At 58.5% G+C, this 24,157-nt stretch carries 17 protein-coding genes; 7 read left to right on the forward strand and 10 right to left on the reverse strand.

The window, feature by feature from the left end; all coding sequences use genetic code 11:
* Window positions 1–22: 22 nt before the first annotated feature.
* Window positions 23–1,963, forward strand: coding sequence for a dynamin family protein (locus JJL52_RS18180; RefSeq protein ID WP_202053913.1), 1,941 nt, complete (start codon window positions 23–25; stop codon window positions 1,961–1,963).
* Window positions 1,964–2,053: 90 nt separating this feature from the next.
* Here the strand turns inward: JJL52_RS18180 and trmB are convergent, their stop codons facing one another.
* The 7 genes from trmB to JJL52_RS18215 form a co-directional block, all read right to left on the reverse strand.
* Entirely contained in the window at window positions 2,054–2,743 is a 690-nt protein-coding gene (trmB, locus tag JJL52_RS18185) for a tRNA (guanosine(46)-N7)-methyltransferase TrmB (RefSeq protein ID WP_202053914.1), read from the reverse strand.
* 277 nt (window positions 2,744–3,020) lie between these two features.
* The gene (gene thiS / locus JJL52_RS18190) at window positions 3,021–3,998 is read right to left on the reverse strand and encodes a sulfur carrier protein ThiS (protein ID WP_202053915.1); all 978 of its coding nucleotides are present in this window, start codon (window positions 3,996–3,998) and stop codon (window positions 3,021–3,023) included.
* Window positions 3,995–5,080, reverse strand: coding sequence for a 3-deoxy-7-phosphoheptulonate synthase (locus JJL52_RS18195; protein ID WP_202053916.1), 1,086 nt, complete (start codon window positions 5,078–5,080; stop codon window positions 3,995–3,997). The genes thiS and JJL52_RS18195 overlap by 4 nt, the downstream gene beginning before the upstream one ends.
* An 87-nt stretch (window positions 5,081–5,167) precedes the next feature.
* The gene (gene zapE / locus JJL52_RS18200; RefSeq protein ID WP_202053917.1) at window positions 5,168–6,358 is read right to left on the reverse strand and encodes a cell division protein ZapE; all 1,191 of its coding nucleotides are present in this window, start codon (window positions 6,356–6,358) and stop codon (window positions 5,168–5,170) included.
* 93 nt (window positions 6,359–6,451) lie between these two features.
* A complete protein-coding gene (gene acnB / locus JJL52_RS18205) occupies window positions 6,452–9,022 on the reverse strand; it encodes a bifunctional aconitate hydratase 2/2-methylisocitrate dehydratase (protein ID WP_202053918.1) in 2,571 nt (856 codons plus the stop codon).
* 104 nt (window positions 9,023–9,126) lie between these two features.
* The gene (locus JJL52_RS18210; protein ID WP_202053919.1) at window positions 9,127–10,137 is read right to left on the reverse strand and encodes an isocitrate/isopropylmalate dehydrogenase family protein; all 1,011 of its coding nucleotides are present in this window, start codon (window positions 10,135–10,137) and stop codon (window positions 9,127–9,129) included.
* A 67-nt stretch (window positions 10,138–10,204) separates the two neighbouring features.
* Window positions 10,205–10,492, reverse strand: coding sequence for a hypothetical protein (locus JJL52_RS18215; protein ID WP_202053920.1), 288 nt, complete (start codon window positions 10,490–10,492; stop codon window positions 10,205–10,207).
* 351 nt (window positions 10,493–10,843) lie between these two features.
* Between JJL52_RS18215 and JJL52_RS18220 the strand changes: the two genes are divergently transcribed.
* From JJL52_RS18220 to JJL52_RS18235, 4 genes are read left to right on the forward strand one after another with little or no spacing between them, the layout of a single operon-like run.
* The gene (locus JJL52_RS18220) at window positions 10,844–11,512 is read left to right on the forward strand and encodes a CerR family C-terminal domain-containing protein (RefSeq protein ID WP_202053921.1); all 669 of its coding nucleotides are present in this window, start codon (window positions 10,844–10,846) and stop codon (window positions 11,510–11,512) included.
* Entirely contained in the window at window positions 11,502–13,049 is a 1,548-nt protein-coding gene (locus JJL52_RS18225; protein ID WP_336885088.1) for an efflux transporter outer membrane subunit, read from the forward strand. Before JJL52_RS18220 ends, JJL52_RS18225 begins: the two co-directional genes overlap by 11 nt.
* The gene (locus JJL52_RS18230) at window positions 13,046–14,158 is read left to right on the forward strand and encodes an efflux RND transporter periplasmic adaptor subunit (RefSeq protein WP_202053922.1); all 1,113 of its coding nucleotides are present in this window, start codon (window positions 13,046–13,048) and stop codon (window positions 14,156–14,158) included. Before JJL52_RS18225 ends, JJL52_RS18230 begins: the two co-directional genes overlap by 4 nt.
* Window positions 14,155–17,268, forward strand: coding sequence for an efflux RND transporter permease subunit (locus JJL52_RS18235; RefSeq protein ID WP_202053923.1), 3,114 nt, complete (start codon window positions 14,155–14,157; stop codon window positions 17,266–17,268). Before JJL52_RS18230 ends, JJL52_RS18235 begins: the two co-directional genes overlap by 4 nt.
* A gap of 460 nt (window positions 17,269–17,728) precedes the next feature.
* Here the strand turns inward: JJL52_RS18235 and JJL52_RS18240 are convergent, their stop codons facing one another.
* Entirely contained in the window at window positions 17,729–17,941 is a 213-nt protein-coding gene (locus tag JJL52_RS18240; RefSeq protein WP_202053924.1) for a type II toxin-antitoxin system HicB family antitoxin, read from the reverse strand.
* A gap of 655 nt (window positions 17,942–18,596) precedes the next feature.
* Between JJL52_RS18240 and JJL52_RS18245 the strand changes: the two genes are divergently transcribed.
* Both JJL52_RS18245 and JJL52_RS18250 read left to right on the forward strand, forming a co-directional pair.
* The gene (locus JJL52_RS18245) at window positions 18,597–19,844 is read left to right on the forward strand and encodes a TIGR03862 family flavoprotein (RefSeq protein ID WP_202053925.1); all 1,248 of its coding nucleotides are present in this window, start codon (window positions 18,597–18,599) and stop codon (window positions 19,842–19,844) included.
* Between the two features lie 257 nt (window positions 19,845–20,101).
* Window positions 20,102–21,796, forward strand: coding sequence for an ABC transporter ATP-binding protein/permease (locus JJL52_RS18250; protein WP_202053926.1), 1,695 nt, complete (start codon window positions 20,102–20,104; stop codon window positions 21,794–21,796).
* Window positions 21,797–22,209: 413 nt separating this feature from the next.
* On the opposite strand, the gene JJL52_RS18255 is transcribed toward JJL52_RS18250, so the two are convergent.
* The gene (locus tag JJL52_RS18255) at window positions 22,210–23,226 is read right to left on the reverse strand and encodes a glycosyl transferase family protein (protein WP_202053927.1); all 1,017 of its coding nucleotides are present in this window, start codon (window positions 23,224–23,226) and stop codon (window positions 22,210–22,212) included.
* On the reverse strand, window positions 23,223–24,110 hold the full coding sequence (cyoE, locus tag JJL52_RS18260) for a heme o synthase (RefSeq protein ID WP_202053928.1): 888 nt from the start codon (window positions 24,108–24,110) through the stop codon (window positions 23,223–23,225). The genes JJL52_RS18255 and cyoE overlap by 4 nt, the downstream gene beginning before the upstream one ends.
* Between the last annotated feature and the right edge of the window lie 47 nt (window positions 24,111–24,157).

Below are 24,157 nucleotides of genomic sequence, written 5' to 3' on the forward strand. Positions count from 1 at the left end.
TCGAGTAATAATAAGGCTTGCCATGAGGAATCTGGAATTTAAAGAGCAAATGCGCGAGTATTCACAGTGGCGTTCGAAGCTGATGCAGGCGATCGAAATGTATCAGCAGTGGCGCCTGCGCTATGGCATGCATGACGCCGAAAGCGATAATACGATTTTGAACCTTCTGAGCGGCCTCAAATCCGATCGCATTACGTTGGCGTTTGCGGCTGAATTTTCCCGGGGCAAGACCGAGCTGATCAATGCGCTGTTTTTCGCCGAAACCGGCCTCAGGCTGTTGCCTTCCGCGCCGGGCCGCACCACGATGTCGCCGACCGAATTGTTCTGGGACGAAGAGGGCGGCAGCTATATTCGCTTATTGAACATTGAAACGCGTCTGGAAGATGTTTCGCTGATCGAGTTGAAGCAAGAGCCGCAACGCTGGAAGCATATTCCGCTGGATTGCAATTCCCCTACACAAATGCAGGAAGCATTCAAGGAGTTGATGGCGAAAAAATCAGTGGATCGCGAGGTGGCCGAAAAATTGGGTTTATGGAGCAAGCGCGAAGCCGCCGAACAAGGCAACCTCAATCCCGCCAAAGTCGAAATTCCGTGCTGGCGCCATGCCCTGATCAGCTTTCCGCACCCTTTGCTGAAGGAAGGCCTGGCTATTCTCGATACGCCCGGCTTGAATGCACTCGGCACCGAGCCGGAACTGACTTTAAGCATGCTGCCGAGCGCTCAGACAATCGTGTTCCTGCTCGCCGCAGATACCGGCGTGACCAAGAGCGATCTCGAAATGTGGCGCAGCCATGTGTTCAGAGTCAGCAGCGGTAGCAAACAGAGCGTCGCTGTCGTCATGAACAAGATCGATGCGATGTGGGACGATTTAACCGGCGACAAAGGCTATGAAAATGCGATCCACTCGCAGATCAAGGCGTCGGCCGACATCCTGAAGATCAATGAAAAAGCCATTTTCCCCATATCGGCCAAGCAGGCCTTACTGGCGAAGGTCAAGCACGATCCGGAGCTTCTGGAGAGAAGCCGGCTGGCGACGCTGGAAAATTATCTGGCCAACGATATTCTGAAAGAGCGCCGGACGATCCTGATGAATGCGATCGTCCGCGACATCGGCTTCATGGTCAACGAATCTTTGAGTCTGGTCGATGTGTCTTACAGCAATGCGATTTCCCAGCTTGAGGAAGTCAAGAAGATCGATTTCGAAAACAAGGACATGACCGGCAAGCTGCTGGCCGAAATGCGCGACAGGCAGAATCAGTACATGGCGACGGTCGAAAATTTCCAGACCAGCCGTCAGGTGTTTCTGACGCAGGCGAAAATGCTGGTCGATTCGTTCGGCAAAGAGCGGGTCGACGAGATCGTGAAACGGACCCGCGAAGACATGGCGAAAAGCCTGACGACTTACAGTATGAAGCAGAACATGCGCAAACTGTTCGACGAACTCCGCGATCTGTTGCAGGATTCGGTCGATTTGACGAACGAAACCCGCCGGCTGATCAAGGCGATTCACAAAAAATTCAAGGATGAATACGGTTTTGTCGAAATCGAGCCGCAGCTTTTTTCGATTTCGACCTATCAGCTCGAACTGGAGCAGATTTTCGCCGAAGGTGAAGCATTCCGCGCCAGCGCCAAAACGACGATGACCGAGCAAAGCATCGTAATCAACAAATTGTACGGCACGCTGATCGCGAAGGCGCGGCATATCCTAAAACAGGCGCACGACGACGCGGCGACCTGGAGCAGCAACGTGATGACGCCGCTGATGCATCAGATCAAGGACTACAAGAAACAGATCGACGGCCGTCTGCTGATGCTCCGGAAGATCAACGAATCGAAAGGCAACGTGGCCGAAAGCATTACTTCCCTCGAAGAACAATTGAAACAGATCAGAAAGCAGCGGGAAGAGCTGGTTTTTATGATCAAGATGATGCGGACGGAAGGTCTGCAGTTCGACAATAAGTGATATAGATCGGCTGTTATTCGATATCTCTTCTTGGCGAAGACCTGCCAGGTTTTTAAAACCTGGCAGGTCTGCACAACAAGCTCAGACCGCTCAGGGCTTGCTGAAGATCAGATCCCAAACTCCGTGTCCCAGCCTGATCCCGCGCTGTTCGAATTTTGTTAAGGGGCGGTAGGCGGGACGTTCGCAAAATCCTCCCGCTTCACTGGTATTCGCCAGCTTGTCTTGTCCGGACAATACCGCCAGCATGTGTTCGGCATAGGGCTGCCAGTCGCTGGCGGCATGAAAATATCCGCCCGCTTTGAGCTTTTTGCTCAGCAGTGCGATAAAGCCGGGCTGCACGATCCGTCTTTTGTGATGTTTCTTTTTCGGCCAGGGGTCCGGAAAAAACAGGTGGACGCCGCTCAGGCTGTCGTTCGGAATCCGTTTTTCGAGAATCTCGACCGCATCATGGCAATAGATTCTGACGTTGGTCAGATTCCGCTCCGCCAACAGCATTAGCAGGTGGCCGACGCCGGGCCGATGTACTTCAATCCCGATGTAATCGATCTCCGGATTTGCCGCCGCCATCTGCGCCAGGCTTTCCCCGTTGCCGAAGCCGATCTCGACGCAAAGCGGCGCATTGCGTTCGAAGACCTGGGCAAAATCATAATCGGCGTTCGGATCGAGTCCGTAAGATTTCCAGCGATGGTCCAGCGCATGCTGCTGGCCGGCGGTCAGCCGCCCCTGGCGGCGAATGAAACTCTGGATTTTGCGGGGAAATGAAACTTCGGTAGAAAACATACGCGCGTTAATAGGGTACGCTGCGCGTACCGCTTCTGATGATTTCGGGTTTTTCGTTAAATCGGCAAAGTACGCACTCGGCAACCGCTCCCTGCGTTGCTCTAACTCCTGCCTCCCTGCAGTCGTCGGCAATTGCTCTGTCCATGACCACCCTTGTGGTGGCATTGCCCTCGATCGCGTGTTTCCGACGCGATCTATCTTCCCCCCCCATCCATGGGGTCGTACCTCCTGCGCCCGTGCAGTCGAGCATACCCTGCCATTCTGCAAAAAAGAGAGATTAAAAAAACAGCCCTTCCAGCGGCGAAGAGGCGGAAGCAAAACGTTTCTTCGGCATTCGTCCCGCCAAAAAGGCTTCGCGGCCGGCCTCAATGCCTTTCTTCATTGCGGAGGCCATCAACACCGGATTTTTCGCGGCCGCGATCGCGGTATTCATCAATACGCCGTCGCAACCGAGCTCCATCGCGATCGCCGCATCGGAAGCGGTGCCGACGCCGGCGTCGACCAGAATCGGCACTTTGGCGTTTTCGACGATCGTCAAAATGTTATACGGATTGCGGATGCCGAGGCCCGAGCCGATCGGCGCCGCCAGCGGCATCACCGCGACGCAGCCGATTTCTTCGAGTCGTTTCGCGGCCACCGGATCATCGTTGGTGTACACCATGACGTCGAAGCCTTCCTTGACCAGCTGCTCGGCCGCGACGTAGGTCTGCGCAACGTCCGGGAACAGCGTTTTGGGGTCGGCCAGCACTTCCAGCTTGACCAGTTTATGGCCGCCCAACAGCTCCCTGCCCAGGCGGCAGGTACGGACGGCTTCTTCGGCGGTATAACAGCCGGCGGTATTCGGCAGGATCGTATATTTATCCGGCGAAATCACGTCGAGCAGATTGGGCTCGTCCTTGTTCTGGCCGATATTGGTGCGGCGGATCGCCACGGTCACGATCTCGGCGCCCGAGGCTTCGGTCGCGCGCCGGGTTTCTTCGAGATCCCGGTATTTGCCGGTGCCGACCAGCAGGCGCGAGCGGTAGGATTTGCCTGCGATCACGAACGTATCGTCCTGGCCGCCGCCGATCGCATGCACGATCTCGATGCGGTCGCCGTCTTTCAGTTCCTGGGCGGCGTATAGGTCGTAAGGCAGGATCTCCCGGTTCAGCTCGACCGCGATTTTTTTACCGGTCAATTCCAGCTCCGAAATCAGTGCGGCGACCGTACTGTGTTCGGCGCATTCGCGCGCCGAACCGTTGATAATGATATTCATGCGTTAACTCTTTTGTTATCAAATGACCGGCGCGCGCGCACGGCTTCAGCCAGTTTGCGCAACAGCGGTGCGGTATCCTCGAAACTGATGCAGGCATCGGTGATGCTCTGGCCATAGATCAAAGGTTTGCCCGGTGCGACATCCTGTTTGCCGGCAACCAGATTGCTTTCGATCATCGCGCCCATGATTCGGTGATCGCCGCCGGCAACCTGTGCGGCCACATCTTCGCCGACGATCAGCTGGCGCTGGCATTGCTTCAAACTGTTCGCATGGCTGAAATCGATCATGATGTTCGGCCGGAGCTTCGCGGCGATCAAACCTTCCGCGACCTTCTCGACGCTGACCGCGTCGTAGTTCGGCTGGTTGTTGCCGCCGCGCAGGATGATATGGACGTCTTCGTTGCCGGTAGTGGAGAAAATGGCCGAATGACCGCCCTTGGTCATCGACAGGAAGTGGTGCGGGCTCATGGCAGCACCGATCGCGTCGATCGCGATCTTGATCGTGCCGTCGGTCGAATTCTTGAATCCGATCGGACAGGAAACGCCGGAGGCCAGTTCCCGATGCCCCTGGCTTTCGGTAGTGCGCGCGCCGATCGCGCCCCAGGCGATCAGGTCGGAAATGTATTGCGGGCTGATCAGATCGAGGTATTCGGTTGCGGCCGGCATGCCCAGGCTGGCGACATTGAGCAGCAGGCGGCGCGCGATGCGCAGGCCTTTATTGATGTTGAAGCTGGAGTCGATATCGGGGTCGTTGATCAGGCCTTTCCAGCCGACGGTGGTACGCGGCTTTTCGAAATAGACTCGCATCACGATTAGCAAGTCCTCTGCCAGTTCGTCCTTGAGTTCCTTCAGGCGTTTGGCATAATCGATCGCTGCCATCGGATCGTGGATCGAACAGGGGCCGACTACCACCAACAGGCGGTCGTCTTCGCCGGTCAGAATGTGATGAATTTCCTGGCGCGCTCTTGCGGTGGTCTCGGCCGCTTCGTCGGTAATCGGCATTTCATCGTGAACCTGAAACGGTGCGATGACTTCCTTCGTTTCGCAGATTCTCAGGTCGTCGGTTTTGTATTTTGTATGCATGGGATACTAACGGGCAAAAGCCGAATACGGTTTAAAATCTCTTATTCTACTCTTTTTTGGCGGTTTGCGGATAGCTCTGCTGCGCAGTCAGCCTTCGTCGAAAAATCGCTCGGGATATTCGGCAGCGGAAAGATGCGAGCTATGAAGGTAGGCCTCGGACTGCATTTCCATTAGCCGCGAAACCGTACGCTCGAATTCGAAGGCGCCGTCGCCCTCCAGATACAATTCCCGGGGAGGGGCTTCGGCGGTGCAGATCAGTTTGACCTTGTGTTCGTAGAGCGCATCGATCAGCGTCACGAAGCGCTTGGCTTCGTTCCGGTAGGCGGCGGTCAGCTTGGGAATGTTCGCCATCAGGACCGTGCCGAATTCGCTCGCGATTTTCATGTAATCCGCCGCGCCCAAAGGCTGGACGCACAGTTCCTCGAACGAAGTGTAGGCGACGCCGCGATGAGCGGCGTTCAGGCGCACAGTGCGTCCGAAGACCGGCAGCTCGACAGGCCGCATGGCGGCGAAATGCGTCAGTTCGTTATAGCTTTGCAGGAGAAACGCATCAGCCTGTTCGTCCAGCGGATAGGAATAGGTCGTTTTCGGAGCCTCCGGATGGCGCAGGCGAAAATCTTTTTTAGCCGCCAGTTGGAGGATATTGGCCTCTTTCTGCAGGACTTTGATGAAGAACAGAAATTGTTCGCGCTGCAGGCCGCCCTGGTAAAGATCGTTCGGATGGCGGTTCGAAGTCATCACGGTGACGACCCCGAGTTCGAACAATTTGCTGAACAGCCGGCCCAGGATCATCGCGTCGGCAATGTCGGTCACATGGAATTCGTCGAAGCAGAGAAGGCGGGTCGATTTTCGGATTTGCCGGGCCAGTACGGGCAGCGCGTCGGGCGTTTTTTCCTGCCGGCAGCGGTGCACGAAGCGGTGCACCTCGGTCATGAACGTGTTGAAATGCACGCGCCGTTTTTGCGGCAGCGGACAGGTTTCGAAGAACAATTCCATCAGCATCGATTTGCCGCGGCCGACGCCGCCGTAGATGTACAGGCTTTTACACCGGGGCAGGCGGGGAGAGAAAAATCTCTGCGGTGCCGGTTTGGCGGCGTGCGCGGCATGCGCGACAAGGTCGTTCAGCAGATCCTGCAGGTGCGCCAGTACGCCGTGCTGAGCGGCATCGTATTGAATTTGGGCGTGGTCGATCAGCTCGAAATAGCGCCGTTCGAGTTCGCCCGACAGGTCGGGCAGGGGAGAGGTCGGTCGGGTTTTCTTCAGGAATTTTTTAAGCATGAAAGAGGATTGCAGCGCCTCCAATCTCAAACCGGGCAATTATTGATCGTTCCCAGGCCGGAGCGTGGGAACGATTTCTGCTTCACCGATGGGCTACGCATTTAGCGCGACTTTGTCCGCCTTCTCCCGGTAATTCTTGATCCGGTCGAAATTCAGGTAGCGGTAGGTATCGTCTGCCGTTTTGCCGATTTGCGCGGCATACTGCATGTATTCGTCGACGGTCGGAATCTTGCCGAGGATCGAGCAGACCGCCGCGAGTTCGGCCGAGGCCAGGAACACGTTCGCGCCGTTGCCGAGCCGGTTCGGGAAGTTACGGGTCGAAGTCGACACCACGGTCGAATTCTCGCGTACCCGCGCCTGATTGCCCATGCACAGCGAGCAGCCGGGCATTTCCATGCGTGCGCCGGCCTTGCCGAACGCGCCGTAATAGCCTTCTTCGGTCAGCTGGTTCTGGTCCATCTTGGTCGGCGGAGCCACCCAGAGCCGGGTCGGCAGGTCGCCTTTCTGCTGGTCGAGCAGTTTGCCGGCGGCGCGGAAATGGCCGATGTTGGTCATGCACGAGCCGAGGAAGACTTCGTCGATCTTAGTCCCCGCGACTGCCGACAGCGGCTTGATGTCGTCCGGATCGTTCGGGCAGGCCAGCAGAGGTTCCTTGATTTGGTCCATATCGATCTCGATGATCTCCGCATATTCGGCATCCGGATCGGGCTCCAGCAGCACCGGATTCGCCAGCCAGTCTTCCATCGCCTTGATCCGGCGTTCGAGCGTGCGTTTGTCGCCGTAGCCTTCCGCGATCATCCACCGCAACAGCGTGACGTTCGAGTTCAGGTATTCGCGGATCGGCGCTTCGTTCAGCCGGATCGTGCAGCCGCCGGCCGAACGTTCGGCCGAGGCGTCGGACAGTTCGAACGCCTGTTCGACCTTCAGGTCCGGCAGCCCTTCGATTTCGAGAATCCGGCCCGAGAACACGTTTTTCTTGCCTTTTTTCTCGACCGTCAAAAGGCCTTTCTGCAGCGCGACGTACGGAATTGCATTGACCAGGTCGCGCAGCGTGATGCCGGGCTGCATCGTGCCCTTGAAGCGGACCAGCACCGATTCGGGCATGTCCAGCGGCATGACGCCGGTCGCGGCCGCGAACGCGACGAGCCCCGAGCCGGCCGGGAACGAAATGCCGATCGGGAAGCGGGTGTGCGAGTCGCCGCCGGTGCCGACCGTGTCGGGCAGCAGCATCCGGTTCAGCCAGGAATGGATGATCCCGTCGCCGGGACGCAGCGAAACGCCGCCGCGGTTCATGATGAAGTCGGGCAGGGTATGCTGCATTTCCACGTCGACCGGCTTCGGATAGGCCGCGGTATGACAGAACGACTGCATCACCAGGTCGGCCGAAAAGCCGAGGCAGGCCAGATCTTTCAGTTCGTCGCGGGTCATCGGCCCGGTCGTATCCTGCGAGCCGACCGTGGTCATGTGCGGCTCGCAATAAGTGTTCGGGCGGATGCCTTCGACGCCGCAGGCGCGGCCGACCATTTTTTGGGCGAGCGTGAAGCCCCCGCCGCTGTCCTGTACCGCGCCCGGACGGCGGAAGGCGGTCGAAGGCGGCAGGCCCAGCGCTTTCCGCGCCCGGTCGGTCAGGCCGCGGCCGATGATCAGCGGAATCCGGCCGCCGGCACGGACCTCGTCGAGCAGCACGTCGGTCTTCAGTTCGAACGTGCAGACGAGTTCGCCGCTATCGTGGCGCTTCACCACGCCTGCGTACGGATAAATGTCGACCACATCGCCCATCGCCATGCCGGTCACGTCGCATTCGAACGGCAGCGCGCCGGAATCTTCCATCGTGTTGAAGAAGATCGGCGCGATCTTGCCGCCGATGCAGACGCCGCCTTCACGCTTGTTCGGAATATAAGGAATGTCGTTGCCCATGTACCAGAGCACCGAGTTGGTCGCCGATTTCCGCGACGAGCCGGTGCCGACCACGTCGCCGACATAGGCGACCGGAAAGCCTTTCTTTTTTAGTTCGGCGATCTGTTCCGGCGCGTTGGTGATGCCTTCGCGCGGCATTTTCAGCATCGCTTTCGCATGCAGCGGAATGTCCGGGCGCGACCAGGCGTCCGGCGCCGGCGACAGGTCGTCGGTATTGGTTTCGCCGGTCACCTTGAACACGGTCACGGCCAGTTTTTCGGGGACTTCCGGCTTCGCGGTAAACCATTCCGCCTCGGCCCAGGACTGGAGCACCTGCTTCGCAAAGGCGTTGCCGGCTTCCGCCTTGGCCTGTACATCGTGGAACGCGTCGAAGATCAGCAGCGTATGCGACAGCCCCTTTGCCGCGATCGGCGCGAGATCGGGACGGTCGAGCAAGTCGATCAACGGTGCGACGTTGTAGCCGCCGAGCATCGTGCCCAGCAGGCGGGTGGCCTCAGTGGGTGACAGAATCGGCGAGGTCGCCTCGCCTTTCGCGATCGCGGTCAGGAATCCGGCTTTCACGTAGGCCGCCTCGTCGACGCCGGCCGGAATCCGGTTGGCAAGCAAGTCCAGCAGAAAATTTTCTTCGCCCGCCGGGGGATTTTTGATCAGTTCAATCAGTGCGGCGGTTTGAGCGGCGTCGAGCGGCTTCGGCACGATGCCTTCGGCGGCGCGTTCGGCAACGTGTTTACGGTATTGTTCTAGCATCAAAGGCTTCCTCTGTTCGGGATGGCGCGGGAGCATTCTCCAAGGCCGGAGAATGCTTCAGCCGGCAAATTTCATCTGTTCTGACAGCAACTTAGCTATTGCGTTCATTCCATCGCGTCGACGATCGCATTGCCCATCTCGATTGTGCCGGTCTTGGAGTTGGGATTCAAATCCGGCGTGACATGCTTGCCTTCGCTGACGACTTTTTCGACTGCCTTGATCACCCGGTTCGCCGCTTTGGGTTCGCCGAGATGGCTCAGCATCATCGCGCCGGCCATGATTACCGCGGTCGGGTTCGCGATGTTTTTGCCGGCGATATCCGGCGCACTGCCGTGCACCGCTTCGAACAGGGCCGCATCGTTGCCGATGTTCGCGCCCGGAATCAGGCCCAGGCCGCCGACGAGACCCGCAGTCAGGTCGGACAGAATGTCGCCGAACATGTTCGTGCAGACGACTACATCGAATTTTTTCGGATCCATCACCATGTGCATGCAGGCCGCATCGATGATCTTTTCGTCGAACTGGATGTCCGGATAGCGCGCCGCGGTTTCGCGGGCGACGTCCAGAAACAGACCCTGCGTATATTTCAGGATGTTGGCCTTGTGGCAGACGGTGACCTTTTTGCGGTTGTTCTCGCGCGCGTATTTGAACGCATAGTCGATGATCCGCTCGGAGCCGCTCCGCGTGACGACCGCCAGGCTTTCGGCGATGTCCTTTTTGGGAGTCAGGTAATGCTCGAGTCCGGCATAGAGGCCTTCGGTGTTTTCGCGGACGATCACGATATCGACGTCGTCGTAGCGGGTCTTGACGCCGGCCCAGCTCTTGGCAGGGCGGACGTTGGCATACAGTTCGTATTTCTGGCGCAGTGCGACATTGATACTGCGGAAGCCGGAGCCGACAATTGTGGTCAACGGCCCCTTGAAAGCGACCCGGGTCTTGTCGAACGATGCCATCGTTTCGTCGGGCAGCGGCGTGCCGAATTTTTCGTGCGCGCCGAGGCCGGCGTGCGCTTCTTCCCATTGAATCTTTGCGCCTGACGCGTCGATTACTTTGACGGCCTCATCCATAATCGAAGGGCCGATACCGTCGCCTTTTATCAAGGTCACCAAATGCATTCAAAACTCCATAAATTTAAAGAAAAAACAAAATCAATAGCTTGGATGCCCATTTCGGGCAAAGGCCTTACAATACCGAAACCACCAGCGCAAACACGAACACGAAGATCACGAACAGCGTAAATTTGGCGCGTCCGCCAAGCCCGGCCCACCAGCGTTTTACTTCGGCCTTCAGCGCGAGCTTGACATTGCCGGTTTGAAAGATGCGCCGGCATTGGCCGCGGAACGTTTGTTCCTCTTCGGCAGCGGCTTCCTGATCGATCAGCTCGATGATTTTCGAGTAATAACTCCCGCATTTGGGGCATTTCTTCTCGGGAAGCGGGTTTTCATGACCGCAAGCAGGGCATTTTTTCATCATGCAGCACCTTAACCGGGGACCGAAGCAAAGAATACGCCAATCCTTCAGAGGTTCGGCTTTTATTTTGGTGTGGCTATTGTAACTCGAAACGGCCGGTAAACGTGTGCAGTCTCATGGGCACACGGCGGAATCGAAGACGCAATATCCGGCTGTATCATGGCGAAAGCCGGGCGAATGCTCAGCCATGTAGAAAGCCATGGCGGATATTCGACGGTGTTTTGGGGAACGTCCGCTCTGTCCCGTCATAAATCTTCCCTGAGTCGTTCACTGGATTGCCAACCCGTTCATCGGTTGCTATGATATTAAATCAATCGATTGATTTATTTTCGAGCAATTTACCGGGGCGGCATGGCCAGAAACAGAAATATCGAAACAGAACTTCATGATGCGCGCAGTCGACTCGTCAGCTCGGCATTGCGTCTGTTTGCCGAGAAGGGGTTCGAGGCGGCCACTACCCGCGAAATCTGCGAAGCGGCGGGGGCGAATATTTCGGCTATCCGCTACTATTTCGGCGACAAGGCGGGCCTTTACCGGGCCGCCTTCACTGAACCGCTGGGCGACGCGCCCTGTCACTCCGATCTTCAGGCTTATTCAAGCCTCCCGTTGGCCGAAGCGCTGGGCCGGCTGTTCCGGGAATTTCTCGAACCGTTGAAAAAGGGCGAGGAATTCCAGCTGGTGATGAAGCTGCATTTTCGGGAGATGATCGAGCCGACCGGCGCCTGGCAGCAGGAAATCGATGCGGAGATCAAGCCGCAGCATGAAGCACTGGTGGCGCTGCTCAAGGCGCATTTGCGGCTTCGGGATGTCGATGTGGATGTGCATCGGCTGGCTTTTGCGATCATCGGCATGGCGGTGCATTTTTATGTGGGCCAGGATGTCGTTTCCGCTATTTCGCCGCCGGTATTGACCGGTCCGAACGCGATCGATGTGCTGGCGGAACGTCTGGCCGGTTATGCCGTTTCGATGATCGAAGGCGAGGCCCGGCGGCGGGCGCAGGAGGCCGGTTGTGAGATATAAGCATCTGCGGCTGCTCTTTCCGGGCTTGCTGCCGTTTTTGCTGTCGGCCTGCGGCTTCGGCGGCCTGCTGGCCACGGTGGGCCCCGATTACCGAAAGGCACCAGTGCCGGCAGCGGCGAGTTGGCAGGCGCCCATGCCCGGCGACGATCATTTGCCCGTTGCCCACCGGGGCGAGCCGGCGGAATTAAACCGCTGGTGGGCGCGTTTTAACGATCCTGTGCTGAGCCGTTTTTTGGGGTCCGCCCAGCAGGTGAGCGCCACCGTTGCCGATGCCAAGGCGCGCATCGAGCAGGCCAGAGCCAACCTGGTCAGCGCGGATGCGGCCTTATTGCCCAGTATAGACTTTAGCGGCGGCGCCACGCGCTCCTCGGCGTCCTTCGGGGGCGAACCGTTCATTTGGAACCAGTTCCCGTTCGGGCTCCAGTCCCGCTGGGAAATCGACTTGTTCGGCGGCCTGGCCCGCCAGGAAGAGGCGGCGCGCAGCCAGCTGGAATCGAGAGACGCCGCCTGGCACGATGCCCGGGTGGCGGTGGCGGTCGAAGTCGCCGATGCGTATCTGGCGTATCGCTATTGCGAAGCGCAAGTGCAAATCGTAAAGGCCGACACCGAGTCGCGCCGGGAATCGGCGCGCCTTTCGGATATCGCAGGCCGGGCCGGATTCCGTGCGCCGAGCGACGTCGCGCTGGCGAACGCCAGTGCCGCCGAAGGCAACAGAACGTTGCTGCGGCAACAAACGGAATGCGAACGCTCGATAAAAGGCCTGGTTGCCCTGACCGGCCTGCCGGAAACTGAAGTACGCCAATTACTGACAGGAGTTCCGGAGCATCTGGCCAAGCTGCCCAGCCCGCCGGCCTTCCGAATCGGTTCCGTGCCGGCGCGCGTGCTGATGCAGCGGCCCGACCTGACCGCCGCCGAACGCGATATGGCGGAAGCCAGCGCCAAAATCGGCGTCGAGCAGGCCAAACGGTTTCCAAAATTGAGCCTGTCCGGAAACATCACGCCGACCTTGCAAAACATGAACGGAGCGGCGTTTTTTCTCGCGGAAACCTGGTCCATCGGCCCGACGCTCAGTCTGCCGCTGTTCGATGCGGGCAAACGGGCGGCCGATGTAGAGGCGGCGCGAATCCAATACCAGGCGACAGAAAGTCAATTCCGCAGCAAGGTGCGCACGGCGGTAAAAGAAGTGGAAGACGCTTTGGTGCGCCTGGACAGCGCCAACCGGCGCCTGCCCGAGGCGCAACAGGCCGTCAGCGGTTATCGCGCCCATTTTCAGGCGGTCCAACAGCTTTTCGACGTCGGCCTGGGCAATTTGCTCGACGTCGAGACCTCACGGCGCAGCCTTTTATCCGCCGAGATGGCGCTCAAAGAGTTGGAACAGGAGCGGGTCAGCGCCTGGATCGCCCTTTACCGCGCCGCCGGGGGCAGTTGGGACGGGAATGAGGATTCGGGGAAAAGCGGCGCGGCCGCCTCGGCACTCCCCAAAAACCGGAGCGGTTTTTTAGATCGGCAAGTCGGTTTCACCGAAGGTAAATCATGACAAAAGGTAAAACGAGGGTGTTCCTGGTCGCCCTAGGCGTATTGATCGGTTTAGGCGTTTTTATCGGCGGACGCAGTAACCAGCCTGCCGCAGACACGGTTGCCGCGCCCAAGCCCGCACTCAGTGTGACGGTCGTCCAGCCGGTCCTGCGCGATATCGCCATGAAACTGAACGCGAACGGTTCGATTGCCGCCTGGCAGGAGGCGGTGATCGGCTCCGAAATCAGCGACCTGCGGTTGACCGAGATCAATGTGCAGGTGGGGGACAGGGTCAGGAAAGGGCAGGTGCTGGCGGTTTTTTCCGACGAGAGCGTATTGACCGATGTCGCCCAGAGCCGCGCGGCACTCGCCGAGGCCGAGGCGAATCTGGCCGATGCGCGCGACAATGCCGAACGGGCGAAGCAGATCATGGCTTCCGGGGCATTAAGCGGTCAGCAGGTGAACCAGTACCTTACCGGCGAAAAAACCGCCAAGGCCAAGGTGCAATCGGCCAAAGCGCAGCTGGATTCGCAGCTCTTGCGTCTCAAATACACCAAAGTGCCGGCCAGCGACGACGGCGTGATTTCATCCCGTAGCGCCACCCTGGGCGCGGTAGCGGCAAGAGGGCAGGAATTGTTTCGCCTGATTCGGCAAAATCGGCTGGAATGGCGGGGGGAAGTCACCGCCGCCGAAATGGCGCAGCTCGAAGTCGGCATGGCTGCCAGTGTCGAGGTGCCCAATGTCGGCCGATTGCAGGGGCGAGTCCGCGCGCTGGCGCCGACCCTTGATGAAGACAGCCGCAATGGCCTGGTTTACGTGGATTTACCGGATGCCTCGGAGCATGGCCTACGCGCGGGAATGTTCGCCCGCGGCGAATTCGACATCGGCACCAAGGCCGGCCTCACGGTGCCTCAAACTGCGCTTTCCCTACGCGAAGGCTTCAGCTATGTATTCAGACTGGGCGAACAAAACGGCGATTTGGCCAAAGTTTCGCAGGTGAAGGTGCAATTGGGCCAGAGGAACGGCGACAGTTTCGAGATTCTCTCGGGGATTACACCGGAAGATCGCCTGGTAGCCGGCGGCGCCGCCTTTCTGGCCGACGGCGATACGGTAAAGGTGGTGCAGCCATGAACGTCTCCGCCTGGTGTATCCGCAACCCGATGCCGGCGCTGATGCTGTTCGTGCTGTTGAGTTTCGGGGGAATATTGAGTTTCCGGTTGATGAAGGTCCAGAACATGCCGGATCTGGACCTGCCTACCGTAACCGTATCGGCTTCGCTGCCCGGCGCCTCGCCGTCGCAGCTGGAAACCGAGGTGGCGCGGAAAATCGAAAACGCCGTCGCCACCTTGCAGGGCCTGAAACACGTCACCACGAAAGTGCAGGACGGCAGCGTCACGATCACTGCCGAATTCCGGCTCGAAAAGCCCGTCCAGGAAGCTCTGGACGATGTGCGTTCGGCCGTTTCCAAAGTGCGCGCCGACCTGCCGGGCGATCTGCGCGATCCGGTCGTCACCAAGCTGGATGTGGCCGGCTCCCCGATTCTGGCCTTTACTGTCGCGTCCTCGCAGCGCGACGACGAAGCATTGTCCTGGTTCGTGGAAGACACCGTCGCCAAAAAACTGCTCACCGTAGCCGGCGTGGGCCAGGTGAACCGGGTGGGCGGTGTCAGCCGGGAAGTGACCATTGCCCTGGATCCGGTCAAATTGCAGGCGCTGGGCGCAACGGCTGCCGATATTTCCCGGCAGCTCCGCGAAATCCAGCGGGAAAGCGCGGGCGGCCGCGCCAACCTCGGCAGCGGCGAGCAGCCGGTGCGTACCCTGGCCAATGTTGCCTCGGTTGAAGAAATGCGGCCTTTGCCCATCGCGCTGGCGGACGGCCGCCGGATTCGGCTCGACCAGGTCGCGGCCGTCGACGATACGGTGGCCGAGCCCCGTTCCCTGGCCATGCTCAACGGCAAACCGGTGGTGGCGTTCGAAGTGACGCGCAGCCGCGGCGCCAGCGACGTGGAGGTGGGCGCCGGCGTGCAAAAGGCATTGACCGAGTTGCGCGCTGCCCATCCGGATATCGAGTTTACCGAGGCCTTCGATTTCGTCACCCCGGCCCGGGAAGAATTCCGCGGTTCGATGACCATGCTGTACGAAGGCGCCCTGCTGGCCGTGCTGGTCGTCTGGCTGTTTTTAAAAGACTGGCGGGCGACTTTCGTTTCCGCCGTTGCGCTGCCGCTGTCGATCATTCCGGCCTTTTGGGGCATGAACTATTTCGGCTTTTCCCTGAACGGGGTCACCCTCCTGGCCTTGTCCCTGGTGGTCGGCATTCTGGTGGACGATGCGATTGTCGAAGTCGAAAACATCGTGCGCCACTTGCGCATGGGCAAAACACCCTATCAGGCGGCCATGCAGGCGGCGGACGAGATCGGCCTGGCGGTGGTCGCCACCACGTTCGCGCTGGTGGCGGTATTCTTGCCGACGGCCTTCATGAGCGGGATTGCCGGACGCTTCTTCAAGCAATTCGGCTGGACCGCGGCGCTGGCCGTGCTGGCTTCTCTGGTGGTGGCGCGGATGCTCACGCCGATGATGGCGGCCTATCTGTTGAAGGGTCGCGGCCATGCAGAGCCGTCGGAAGGGCGCCTGATGCGGGGTTATATGAAGCTCGCTGCCTGGTGTCTGCAGCACCGCCCGACGACGATGATCGCTGCGGCGGCGTTTTTCATCGGGTCCCTGTTTCTGATTCCGTTGTTGCCCCAGGGTTTCATCCCCCCCGACGACATTCCGCAGACCCAGGTTTTCGTCGAATTGCCGCCCGGCGCCAGCCTGGTACAAACCCGGGCGGCGGCGGAAGCCGCCCGGCACCTGGTGGCGGGCGTGCCGTACGTGAAATCGACTTACACCACCATCGGCAGCGGTTCGGCCGGCAGCGATCCTTTTGCGGCCTCGCAAGGCAGCGAAGTGCGCAAAGCCACGCTGACGATCCTGCTGGCTAATCGTCAGGACCGCCCCGTGCGCAAGCAGGCGATCGAGCAGGACATTCGCCGGGCGCTGCAAGATTTGCCCGGCGTACGCACCAAGGTCGGCCTGGGCGGCTCGGGCGAGAAATACATCCTGGTGCTGAGCGGCAACGATCCGCAGGCGTTAAGTGCCGCGGCCCGCAACGTGGAGCGCGACCTTCGGACCATTCCCGGTCTCGGCAGCATTGCGTCCAGCGCCGCGCTGGTCAGGCCGGAAATTGCGGTAAGGACCGATTTTGCCCGCGCGGCCGATCTGGGCGTCACCACCACCGCGATCGCGGAGACGCTGCGCATCGCCACGCTGGGCGATTACGACTGGTCTTTGCCCAAGCTCAACCTCGCCCAGCGTCAGGTGCCGGTGGTGGTGAAGCTGGCTGCGGGCGGACGGAGCGACCTGTCGGTGCTGGCACGGCTCGCGGTGCCGTCTCTCAAGACGGGGTCGGGATCGGTGATGGTGAGCCAGGTAGCCAGCCTGGAGCTATCCAGCGGGCCGGCGGTGATCGACCGTTACGACCGCTCGCGCAACATCAATTTCGAGGTCGAACTTTCCGGGCTGCCCCTGGGCGAAGTGGCGGAGGCGGTGCAAAACCTGCCGAGCATCCGCAATCTGCCCGCCGGGGTAAAGCAGATCAATATCGGCGATGCCGAAATGATGGCGGAGCTTTTTTCCAGTTTCGGTCTGGCCATGCTCACCGGCGTGCTGTGCATCTTTATCGTGTTGGTGCTGCTGTTCAAAGAGTTTTTGCAGCCGATCACTATCCTGGCGGCGCTGCCGCTGTCTTTCGGCGGCGGCTTCGTGGCGTTGCTGCTGACCGGCAAGGCGTTTTCGATGCCGTCCCTGATCGGGTTGGTCATGCTGATGGGCATCGCCACCAAGAACTCCATATTGCTGGTCGAATATGCGATCGTTGCCCGCCGCGATCACGGCATGTCCCGGCCGGCGGCGCTGCTGGACGCCTGCCGCAAGCGCGCCCGGCCCATCGTGATGACGACCATTGCGATGGGGGCAGGCATGCTGCCGATTGCGGTCGGCGCGGGCGAAGCGGACGCCTCCTTCCGCAGCCCGATGGCGGTTGCCGTGATTGGCGGCCTGGTGACTTCCACTTTGCTCAGCCTGCTGGTGATCCCGGTGGCTTATACCTATCTGGACGATTTCAAGCAGTGGAGCAAGTCGCTCCGGAAGCGCTCTGCCGGCATTAAGGCATCCTCCGTTGCGGGATCGAAATGTTCGAGCTGAGGCCGCTATACGGGATTGGGGCAGATCATTAAATCCATCGGTTGTCCGGCGGGACCAGCGTTCAGGTCGAACGGTCGGGGTTGATTTCGTTCATGGTTCGATAAACGCGGGGCTTAATCCAGGCTCAACTTGAATACTTTTGGAGCTTACGAGAATCGCTGGGCAGGTGCCGGGAGTTATCGCAATACATTATTTTTAAAATGTATTGTCATATTTTCAGAAAACGGTTGTTGATAATATTCAACGTCGAGAATCTGTCGTAGGCTCAAGCCGGGCGATTAGGCGGCGAAGAGTATAAAATCAATGAATCAGCTGGATGAGTCACCTTGGCTTTTCCTGGAGAATCAACTGGAAATAAGCATAAAATGCCGCATCCAGCTAAGATTTTGAATAAATTATTGACATTAGTTACTGCAATAACTTTACGCTGAAAAAAAGCGTCATTATTTCGTGTCGCTATCTATTTAGGGAGTTTTAATCGAGCTGCTGTGCATTGACTCCTCGGGATCTCTAGCCCTAATGCTTTCATACGTTCAATATGTCCTGCGATGGCTTTCCTCAATGCTTCTTGTGCATCGTATTTAGTTGCTCCTTTCACCGAACATACGGGAATATCGGGGCTATAAGCCGTAAAACCAGTCCGAGTCGGTTCGATGATTGCTAAATATGTCATGTATAAAAAATCCTTTAATAATCGCTATCGTTATGTTTTTGCCTCTCCTTGCTTGCGTTCGCTCTCCCTGTCACCGAGGTCAGTCGGCAATTCAAGTATAAAATATTGGGAGTATTGCAATACCCGAAATAATGGATAAGTTAGAGATAGAGAATAGGTAAATAAAGTATCCATACCTGGGAAGGGTAAATCACGATCTATGCAAGAAAAGGCTGGGTACAGACATTCCATTGGATTTTAAAACCGTGGCTCGTTCACGAAAATAACGAAAAATACTAAATAAATCAAAGTAATAGTCTGTGCGGATTGATTAGCCGCAGAGCGCCGCTTTTATAAGCAATAACTTAGATATAAGTAATAACTTACTGAAGTTTTTTGTGATTTTGGTGTGTTCCGTCGACCGGCTGTTTTTTTAGATTGAACGTTTTGAGGTAGCTTGATCCAATCGGCCGATAGCGCCATCACTGCGTCTCCACAAACAATAGGGGATCGTCTGTTTCTCAGGACATTGGGGCAGGCGATCAGGTGGAACGCTTACCGTACAAGTGTTAAGTTTCCGTATTTCATTGGCCTAAAAGGATTATTCGCGCGTCCGAATTTTTAACTGCGATATTTGGGTTAAAATGCCCGGCTTTTCAACCTTTAACAGCCTGCCATGTCCGAAAATACTGTTCCCCAAGTTGCCGTTATCGGCGGAGGCCCGTCCGGGCTGATGGCTGCCGAAGCGTTGAGTCTTGCAGGCGTACAGGTCGATGTGTACGACGCGATGCCGTCGCTCGGCCGCAAGTTTTTGCTGGCCGGCATCGGCGGGTTGAATATCACCCACAGCGAAGACTATGCCGCCTTCTGCGCCCGCTACGGCGATCGCCGGCCGCAGCTGCAAGCCATGCTCGACCGGTTTCCGCCCGAAGCCTTGCGGGGGTGGGTGCATGGACTCGGTATCGAGACCTTCGTCGGCAGTTCGGGCCGCGTCTTTCCTACGCAGATGAAGGCCGCGCCGCTGCTGCGGGCCTGGCTGCATCGCCTGCGCAGCGCCGGCGTGCGTTTCCACGTGCGTCATCGCTGGCTGGGCTGGGATGTAGACGGTGCCTTGCGGCTGGCCAATCCGGAGGGTGAAGTGGCGATCAAGCCGCAGGCGACGGTGCTGGCTTTAGGCGGCGCCAGCTGGCCGCAATTGGGGTCGGATGGCGCCTGGGTGCCGTGGCTGCAAGGGCGGAGCGTTGGAATCGAGCCGCTGCAAAGCGCGAATTGCGGCTTCGAGGTGGCGTGGAGCCGGCATCTGCGCGACAAATTCGCCGGCGCACCGCTGAAGTCGGTCGCGCTGACATTCACCGATGCGCAGGGCCGCACCGAGCGGCGGCAAGGCGAAATGGTAGTCAGCGCGCACGGCGTGGAAGGCAGCCTGATCTATGCGTTTTCGCAGCGGCTGCGCGACTGCCTGAATGCCCACGGCAGCGCCACCTTTTCGCTCGATCTGGCGCCGGGACGCGGCGCGGAGCGGATCCTAGCCGAACTCGGCCGGCCGCGCGGGTCCCGGTCGCTATCCAGCCATCTGCAAAGCAGGCTCGGCCTTGCCGGGGTCAAGGCGGCCCTGCTGCATGAGGTACTCAGCAAGGAACAGTTTACCGATCCGGCCGCGCTCGCGGCGGCGATCAAGGCCTTACCCATCACGGTACGCGCACCCTTTCCCCTCGCCGAAGCGATCAGCACCGCCGGCGGCGTCCGCTTTGACAGCCTCGATCCCAACCTCATGCTTACCGCGCTGCCCGGCGTTTTTGTCGCGGGCGAGATGATCGATTGGGAGGCGCCCACCGGCGGTTATCTGCTCACGGCCTGTTTCGCCACCGGCCTGCACGCAGGTTTGGGCGTGCGCGACTGGCTGAGTTGTCACCTTCCATCCTGAAAGATTGGCGGAGCCGTGCCGGATGATCAGGCCCTTCTCCGGCCTAATATTTTATGCATTGCATCTTGCCGATGCTGATGATGAGGGATTCCGGCGCCGTTTTTTCAGTGAGTTTCTTTAAAAGTAAAAATTCAATTACAATCGCGGGCTAATGCGCTTCAATGGGTCTGCTGGGAGCAAAACTGGCGAGTATCGGAGAATAGCCTATCCTTAACGCTTAAACGCCATAATTTTTACTCCAAAACAGAGAATAACCTATGCATAACGCCAAGGGATTTTTTCTACAGTTTATCGCGCTGGCAGGCCCCTACTGGAATTCTGAAGACAAGGCCGTCATCCGTAAGCAGGCCCTGGCGCTGATTCTGCTCACCATCCTGCAGATCGCGATGGCGATCCTGATCAATGCCTGGAGCGCGGATCTTTTCGATGCGCTCGAGCAGCATTCAATGACGGGGCTCCTGAAACAGATCGGTCTTTTGGTGTTGATTTTCGTGGCCGGCATTCTGATCATTTCGAAGCACCTGACGGTCAAGCGCAGCCTGCAGATCGGCTGGCGCCGCTGGCTGACCGAGCGGGTCAGTTCGAAATGGATGGACCATGGCAAGCAATATCAGGTCATCTTTATGCCGGGCGAGCACGATAATCCGGACGGACGTATCGCCGAGGATATTCGCATCGTGACCGAAGAAGCGATTCAACTGCTGCATTCGCTGTTCTACAGCCTTTTACTGCTGATCAGCTTCACCAAGATTTTATGGACGCTTTCGGGTACGTTGACTTTCACTCTGGCCGGGACGGAGATTGAGATTCACGGCCATCTGGTCTGGATTGCCATCATTTATGCGATAGGCGCTTCCGTTCTAGGCTGGTGGGTCGGACGGCCCCTGGTCAGCGCGACCAATGTAAGGCAAACGGTGGAAGCGAATTTCCGTTTCGGATTGGTCAAGGCCCGCGAAAATTCGATGGCGATTGCGCTGATTCATGGCGAAGGCAACGAAAAAGAACGCTTCAAAACCTTGTTTGAAGCCATTTCGGAGGCTTACGACCGGCAAACCCTGGCCTGGCGGGATATCATGATGTTCACTTCCGGCTATTCGGTGCTGTCGATGGCCTTTCCGATTCTCGTTTCCGCGCCGCGTTATGTATTGGGCTCTATTTCGCTCGGCGCCTTGATGCAGTCGGCGCAGGCCTTTCAGCACATGGCTTCGGCGTTGTCCTGGCCGGTCGATAACATGGCTGCGGTTGCCAACTGGCGCGCGTCGGCGGACCGCGTGTTGGGATTGGTACAGGCGCTGAGCCATCTGGAAGAGGAAATCGCCTGTGCCGGGCAAGATCGAATCTGTCTGTCCAAGTCGCAATTACCGGTTCTGAGTGTGCATGATCTTTGCCTCACTAAGCAGGACGGCGAAGTGATCGCGTCAGGTATCGATTTGGAAGTCAAGCCGTTTGAACGCGTCCTGGTAAACGGCAATACTGCTACCGGCGCAAGATTGTTCAAGGCAATTGTCGGACTCTGGCCGTGGGGCAGCGGGCGGATCGAACTGCCGGACGACGAACCGATGTTTTTCATGCCGCCGCGTCCTTATCTGCCGAGCGGCACGCTCAGGGAGGCGATCTGTTATCCGCACCGGCCGGACGATTTCAGTACGGCGAAGCTTAAAGAAACCCTGAACAAAGTCGGCCTTGGCGAGTTGCAGGAGCAACTGGATGGCGTCGAAAACTGGGAAACTGCACTGAGCCGCGAGCAGCAGCAGCGCTTGGGCGCAGTACGGTTATTGTTGGATCGTCCCAAGTGGATACTGTTGCAGGAGGCATTCGATTCGCTGGACCCGCGCGGCGAAGTCGAGATGCTGCGCCTGATCCGCGAAGAACTTCCCGAAGCCGCAATGCTGACCATCACCAACCAGCCGACTGCGGATGCGTTCCATCAGCGCCGCATCGTTTTGCCGTAAGCGAAGCGGAATCAACGGTGTTCCGCGGGGCGGCTACAGCATTTCCGTGGCGCACGTCTCGTCGTTAATATATACATCCTGCAGAACTCAAGCATCGGAGTTCTGTGAACGCAGTCTAATTTAAAATCCCCCCTGCCCCCCTTTTTCAAAGGGGGGAAAGCGGCAGCCCTGTCAAACGTTATCCGTTATCGATGTGGTCAATACTCCTGCCCTCCTTTGAGAAAGGAGGAGAAGCGGCATTGTCAAAGGGGATGCGAGGGCAGGAGTCGCTTCAACAGCGGCTAAAACGACATCTCCCTTTGAAAAGAGAGCGAGTCTGCCGGCAACATTCCCCCTTTGAAAAAAGGGGGGGCAGGGGGGATTTGCTCTGCAAATAGTGGATGGGGCAACGCTGATGCAGCGCTTAATTCGCATTAAAACCGGTCTTTGGCGCGGAGATGCCAGAAATCCATCGCCAACTGCTGCGCCGCTTCCTGCGTATCCGCTTTGCCGAGCAGTTTTAACGCCACCGCCGCGGTGCCGGTGATCGCGGCAGCGGCAAACTCATCTTCGGTCTCGCCCCGCCACACCTTCGCCAGTTGCGCCGGATCGAGCGCTTCGGGTTTCACATGGCGTTTCGCAAACAAGGCCGGCCATTCCTCGTCGAGCAATTCGCCGCGATGCACGCTTTGCACGAGGCAACTCATGTCCGGGTTACGCTCGGTCTCACCGCCTTCGCCTTTCAGCACGGCGGCGTGCGGCTGTTGCAATAACTGCGCGGCGAGCTGGTGCACGGGCCGGTAGCCGGGATGGAAGATGCCTTGAATGCTGTAATCGGCGTCGAGCGGGTTCAGCAGCCGCACCAGCGTGTGCACCGGCGAGCGCAGGCCCAGAATCGGGCGCAGCTCGATGATCTCGTGCAGTTTCGGGCAGAAATTTTCCAAGGACAGATAGCTGAATGAACGCTCGGCCAGCTGTTGTTTGGCTTCGGCGATCGATTGCGCGGGCGAAAGCCCCAGAACAGCCAGCATGTCTTCGGTATAAAGCCGCCCGGCCGCCGGTCCCTTGGCGCCGTGCATCAAGACCTTTACGCCGTTTTCGGCAAGCAGGAGCGCCGACAATAAATACCAGGGCAGATGCCGGCGTTTGCCCGCGTAGGTCGACCAGTCCAGATCGACGAGATTCTGCGTGTCGCCCACATCGAACGATTCGCGCGCGGCCTGCACGAACCCGGCCAGCTCTTCCGGCGTTTCCTCCTTCACCCGCATCAGCATCAGAAAGGCGCCGAGCTGGATCGGCAGCACTTCGTCCGCCAGGATCATCCGCATCGCCCGGTAGGCTTCTTCCCGGGTTAAGGGTCGCGAGCCGTGTTTGCCTTTGCCGAGAATCCGGATGGTTTCGGCGAACGGGTGTTCGGGCGTGGAGGTTTGCAAATGGTGCGAAAAAGTCATGGTTTTATCATCACGTAATGATCGAGCAGCAATACCGCGAACAGCACGGTAATATAGACAATCGAATAGCCGAAAGTCTGCATGGCGGTCTTGTTGTCCTTCCGGCGCATCATCAGGATGGCGAGATAAATGAACCCCAGCCCCAGGAGCAGTGCGGCGGCGAGGTAAATCAGGCCGGTCATCCCGGTCAAATAAGGCAGTAAGGTTACGATCAAAAGCAGCAGCGTATAGAGCAGGATCTGCAGGCGCGTGAATTCGTTGCCGTGGGTTACCGGCAGCATCGGGATGTTCACTTTGGCGTACTCTTCGCGCCGAGCGATCGCGAGCGCCCAGAAATGCGGCGGCGTCCAGACGAAGATGATCAGCATCAGAAGCAGCGCGTACGGATGCACTTGGTTGGTCATCGCGGCCCAGCCCAAGAGCGGCGGAGTCGCTCCGAAAACGCCGCCGATCACGATGTTTTGCGGGGTCAGCCGTTTCAGGTAGACGGTGTAAATGAACGCATAGCCGAACAGCGACACGAAGGTCAGCACCGCGGTCAGCACGTTGACCTTAATTACCAGCAGCGCCATCGACGCGATGCCGAGGACCGCGGCGAACGCGATCACTTGCGAAGCAGTCAATTCGCCTTTCGGCAGCGGCCGGTTTTCGGTCCGGCGCATCACGGCGTCGGCCTTGCGGTCGATAAACTGATTGATCGCAGCGGCCGAAGAAGCGGCCAAAGCGATTCCGGCGACGCTGTAAGCCAGGGTATCGAGCGGCGGCATGCCGGGCACCGCCAGCAGCATCCCCACGACTGCGGTAAACAGCATTTCCAGGACCACATTCGGCTTACACAGGGTCAGGTATTTTTTCCAGGCCAGGGCCGGAGAGAGGCTCGTCATCGTAAATCACACCATCCTTCACAATTCTTATAGAATACAGGGAACGC

The sequence above is a fragment of the Candidatus Methylomicrobium oryzae genome (assembly GCF_016745425.1).
GTDB classification, from domain to species: domain Bacteria; phylum Pseudomonadota; class Gammaproteobacteria; order Methylococcales; family Methylomonadaceae; genus Methylomicrobium; species Methylomicrobium oryzae.

Coding starts and splice junctions, on each gene's coding strand:
- JJL52_RS18230 (WP_202053922.1), top strand. CDS start 13,046: ATGACAAAAGGTAAAACGAGGGTGTTCCTGGTCGCCCTAGGCGTATTG.
- JJL52_RS18180 (WP_202053913.1), top strand. CDS start 23: ATGAGGAATCTGGAATTTAAAGAGCAAATGCGCGAGTATTCACAGTGG.
- JJL52_RS18255 (WP_202053927.1), bottom strand. CDS start 23,226: ATGACTTTTTCGCACCATTTGCAAACCTCCACGCCCGAACACCCGTTC.
- JJL52_RS18220 (WP_202053921.1), top strand. CDS start 10,844: ATGGCCAGAAACAGAAATATCGAAACAGAACTTCATGATGCGCGCAGT.
- JJL52_RS18250 (WP_202053926.1), top strand. CDS start 20,102: ATGCATAACGCCAAGGGATTTTTTCTACAGTTTATCGCGCTGGCAGGC.
- JJL52_RS18245 (WP_202053925.1), top strand. CDS start 18,597: ATGTCCGAAAATACTGTTCCCCAAGTTGCCGTTATCGGCGGAGGCCCG.
- JJL52_RS18240 (WP_202053924.1), bottom strand. CDS start 17,941: ATGACATATTTAGCAATCATCGAACCGACTCGGACTGGTTTTACGGCT.
- JJL52_RS18235 (WP_202053923.1), top strand. CDS start 14,155: ATGAACGTCTCCGCCTGGTGTATCCGCAACCCGATGCCGGCGCTGATG.
- JJL52_RS18195 (WP_202053916.1), bottom strand. CDS start 5,080: ATGCATACAAAATACAAAACCGACGACCTGAGAATCTGCGAAACGAAG.
- cyoE (WP_202053928.1), bottom strand. CDS start 24,110: ATGACGAGCCTCTCTCCGGCCCTGGCCTGGAAAAAATACCTGACCCTG.
- acnB (WP_202053918.1), bottom strand. CDS start 9,022: ATGCTAGAACAATACCGTAAACACGTTGCCGAACGCGCCGCCGAAGGC.
- JJL52_RS18210 (WP_202053919.1), bottom strand. CDS start 10,137: ATGCATTTGGTGACCTTGATAAAAGGCGACGGTATCGGCCCTTCGATT.
- JJL52_RS18215 (WP_202053920.1), bottom strand. CDS start 10,492: ATGAAAAAATGCCCTGCTTGCGGTCATGAAAACCCGCTTCCCGAGAAG.
- thiS (WP_202053915.1), bottom strand. CDS start 3,998: ATGAATATCATTATCAACGGTTCGGCGCGCGAATGCGCCGAACACAGT.
- zapE (WP_202053917.1), bottom strand. CDS start 6,358: ATGCTTAAAAAATTCCTGAAGAAAACCCGACCGACCTCTCCCCTGCCC.
- trmB (WP_202053914.1), bottom strand. CDS start 2,743: ATGTTTTCTACCGAAGTTTCATTTCCCCGCAAAATCCAGAGTTTCATT.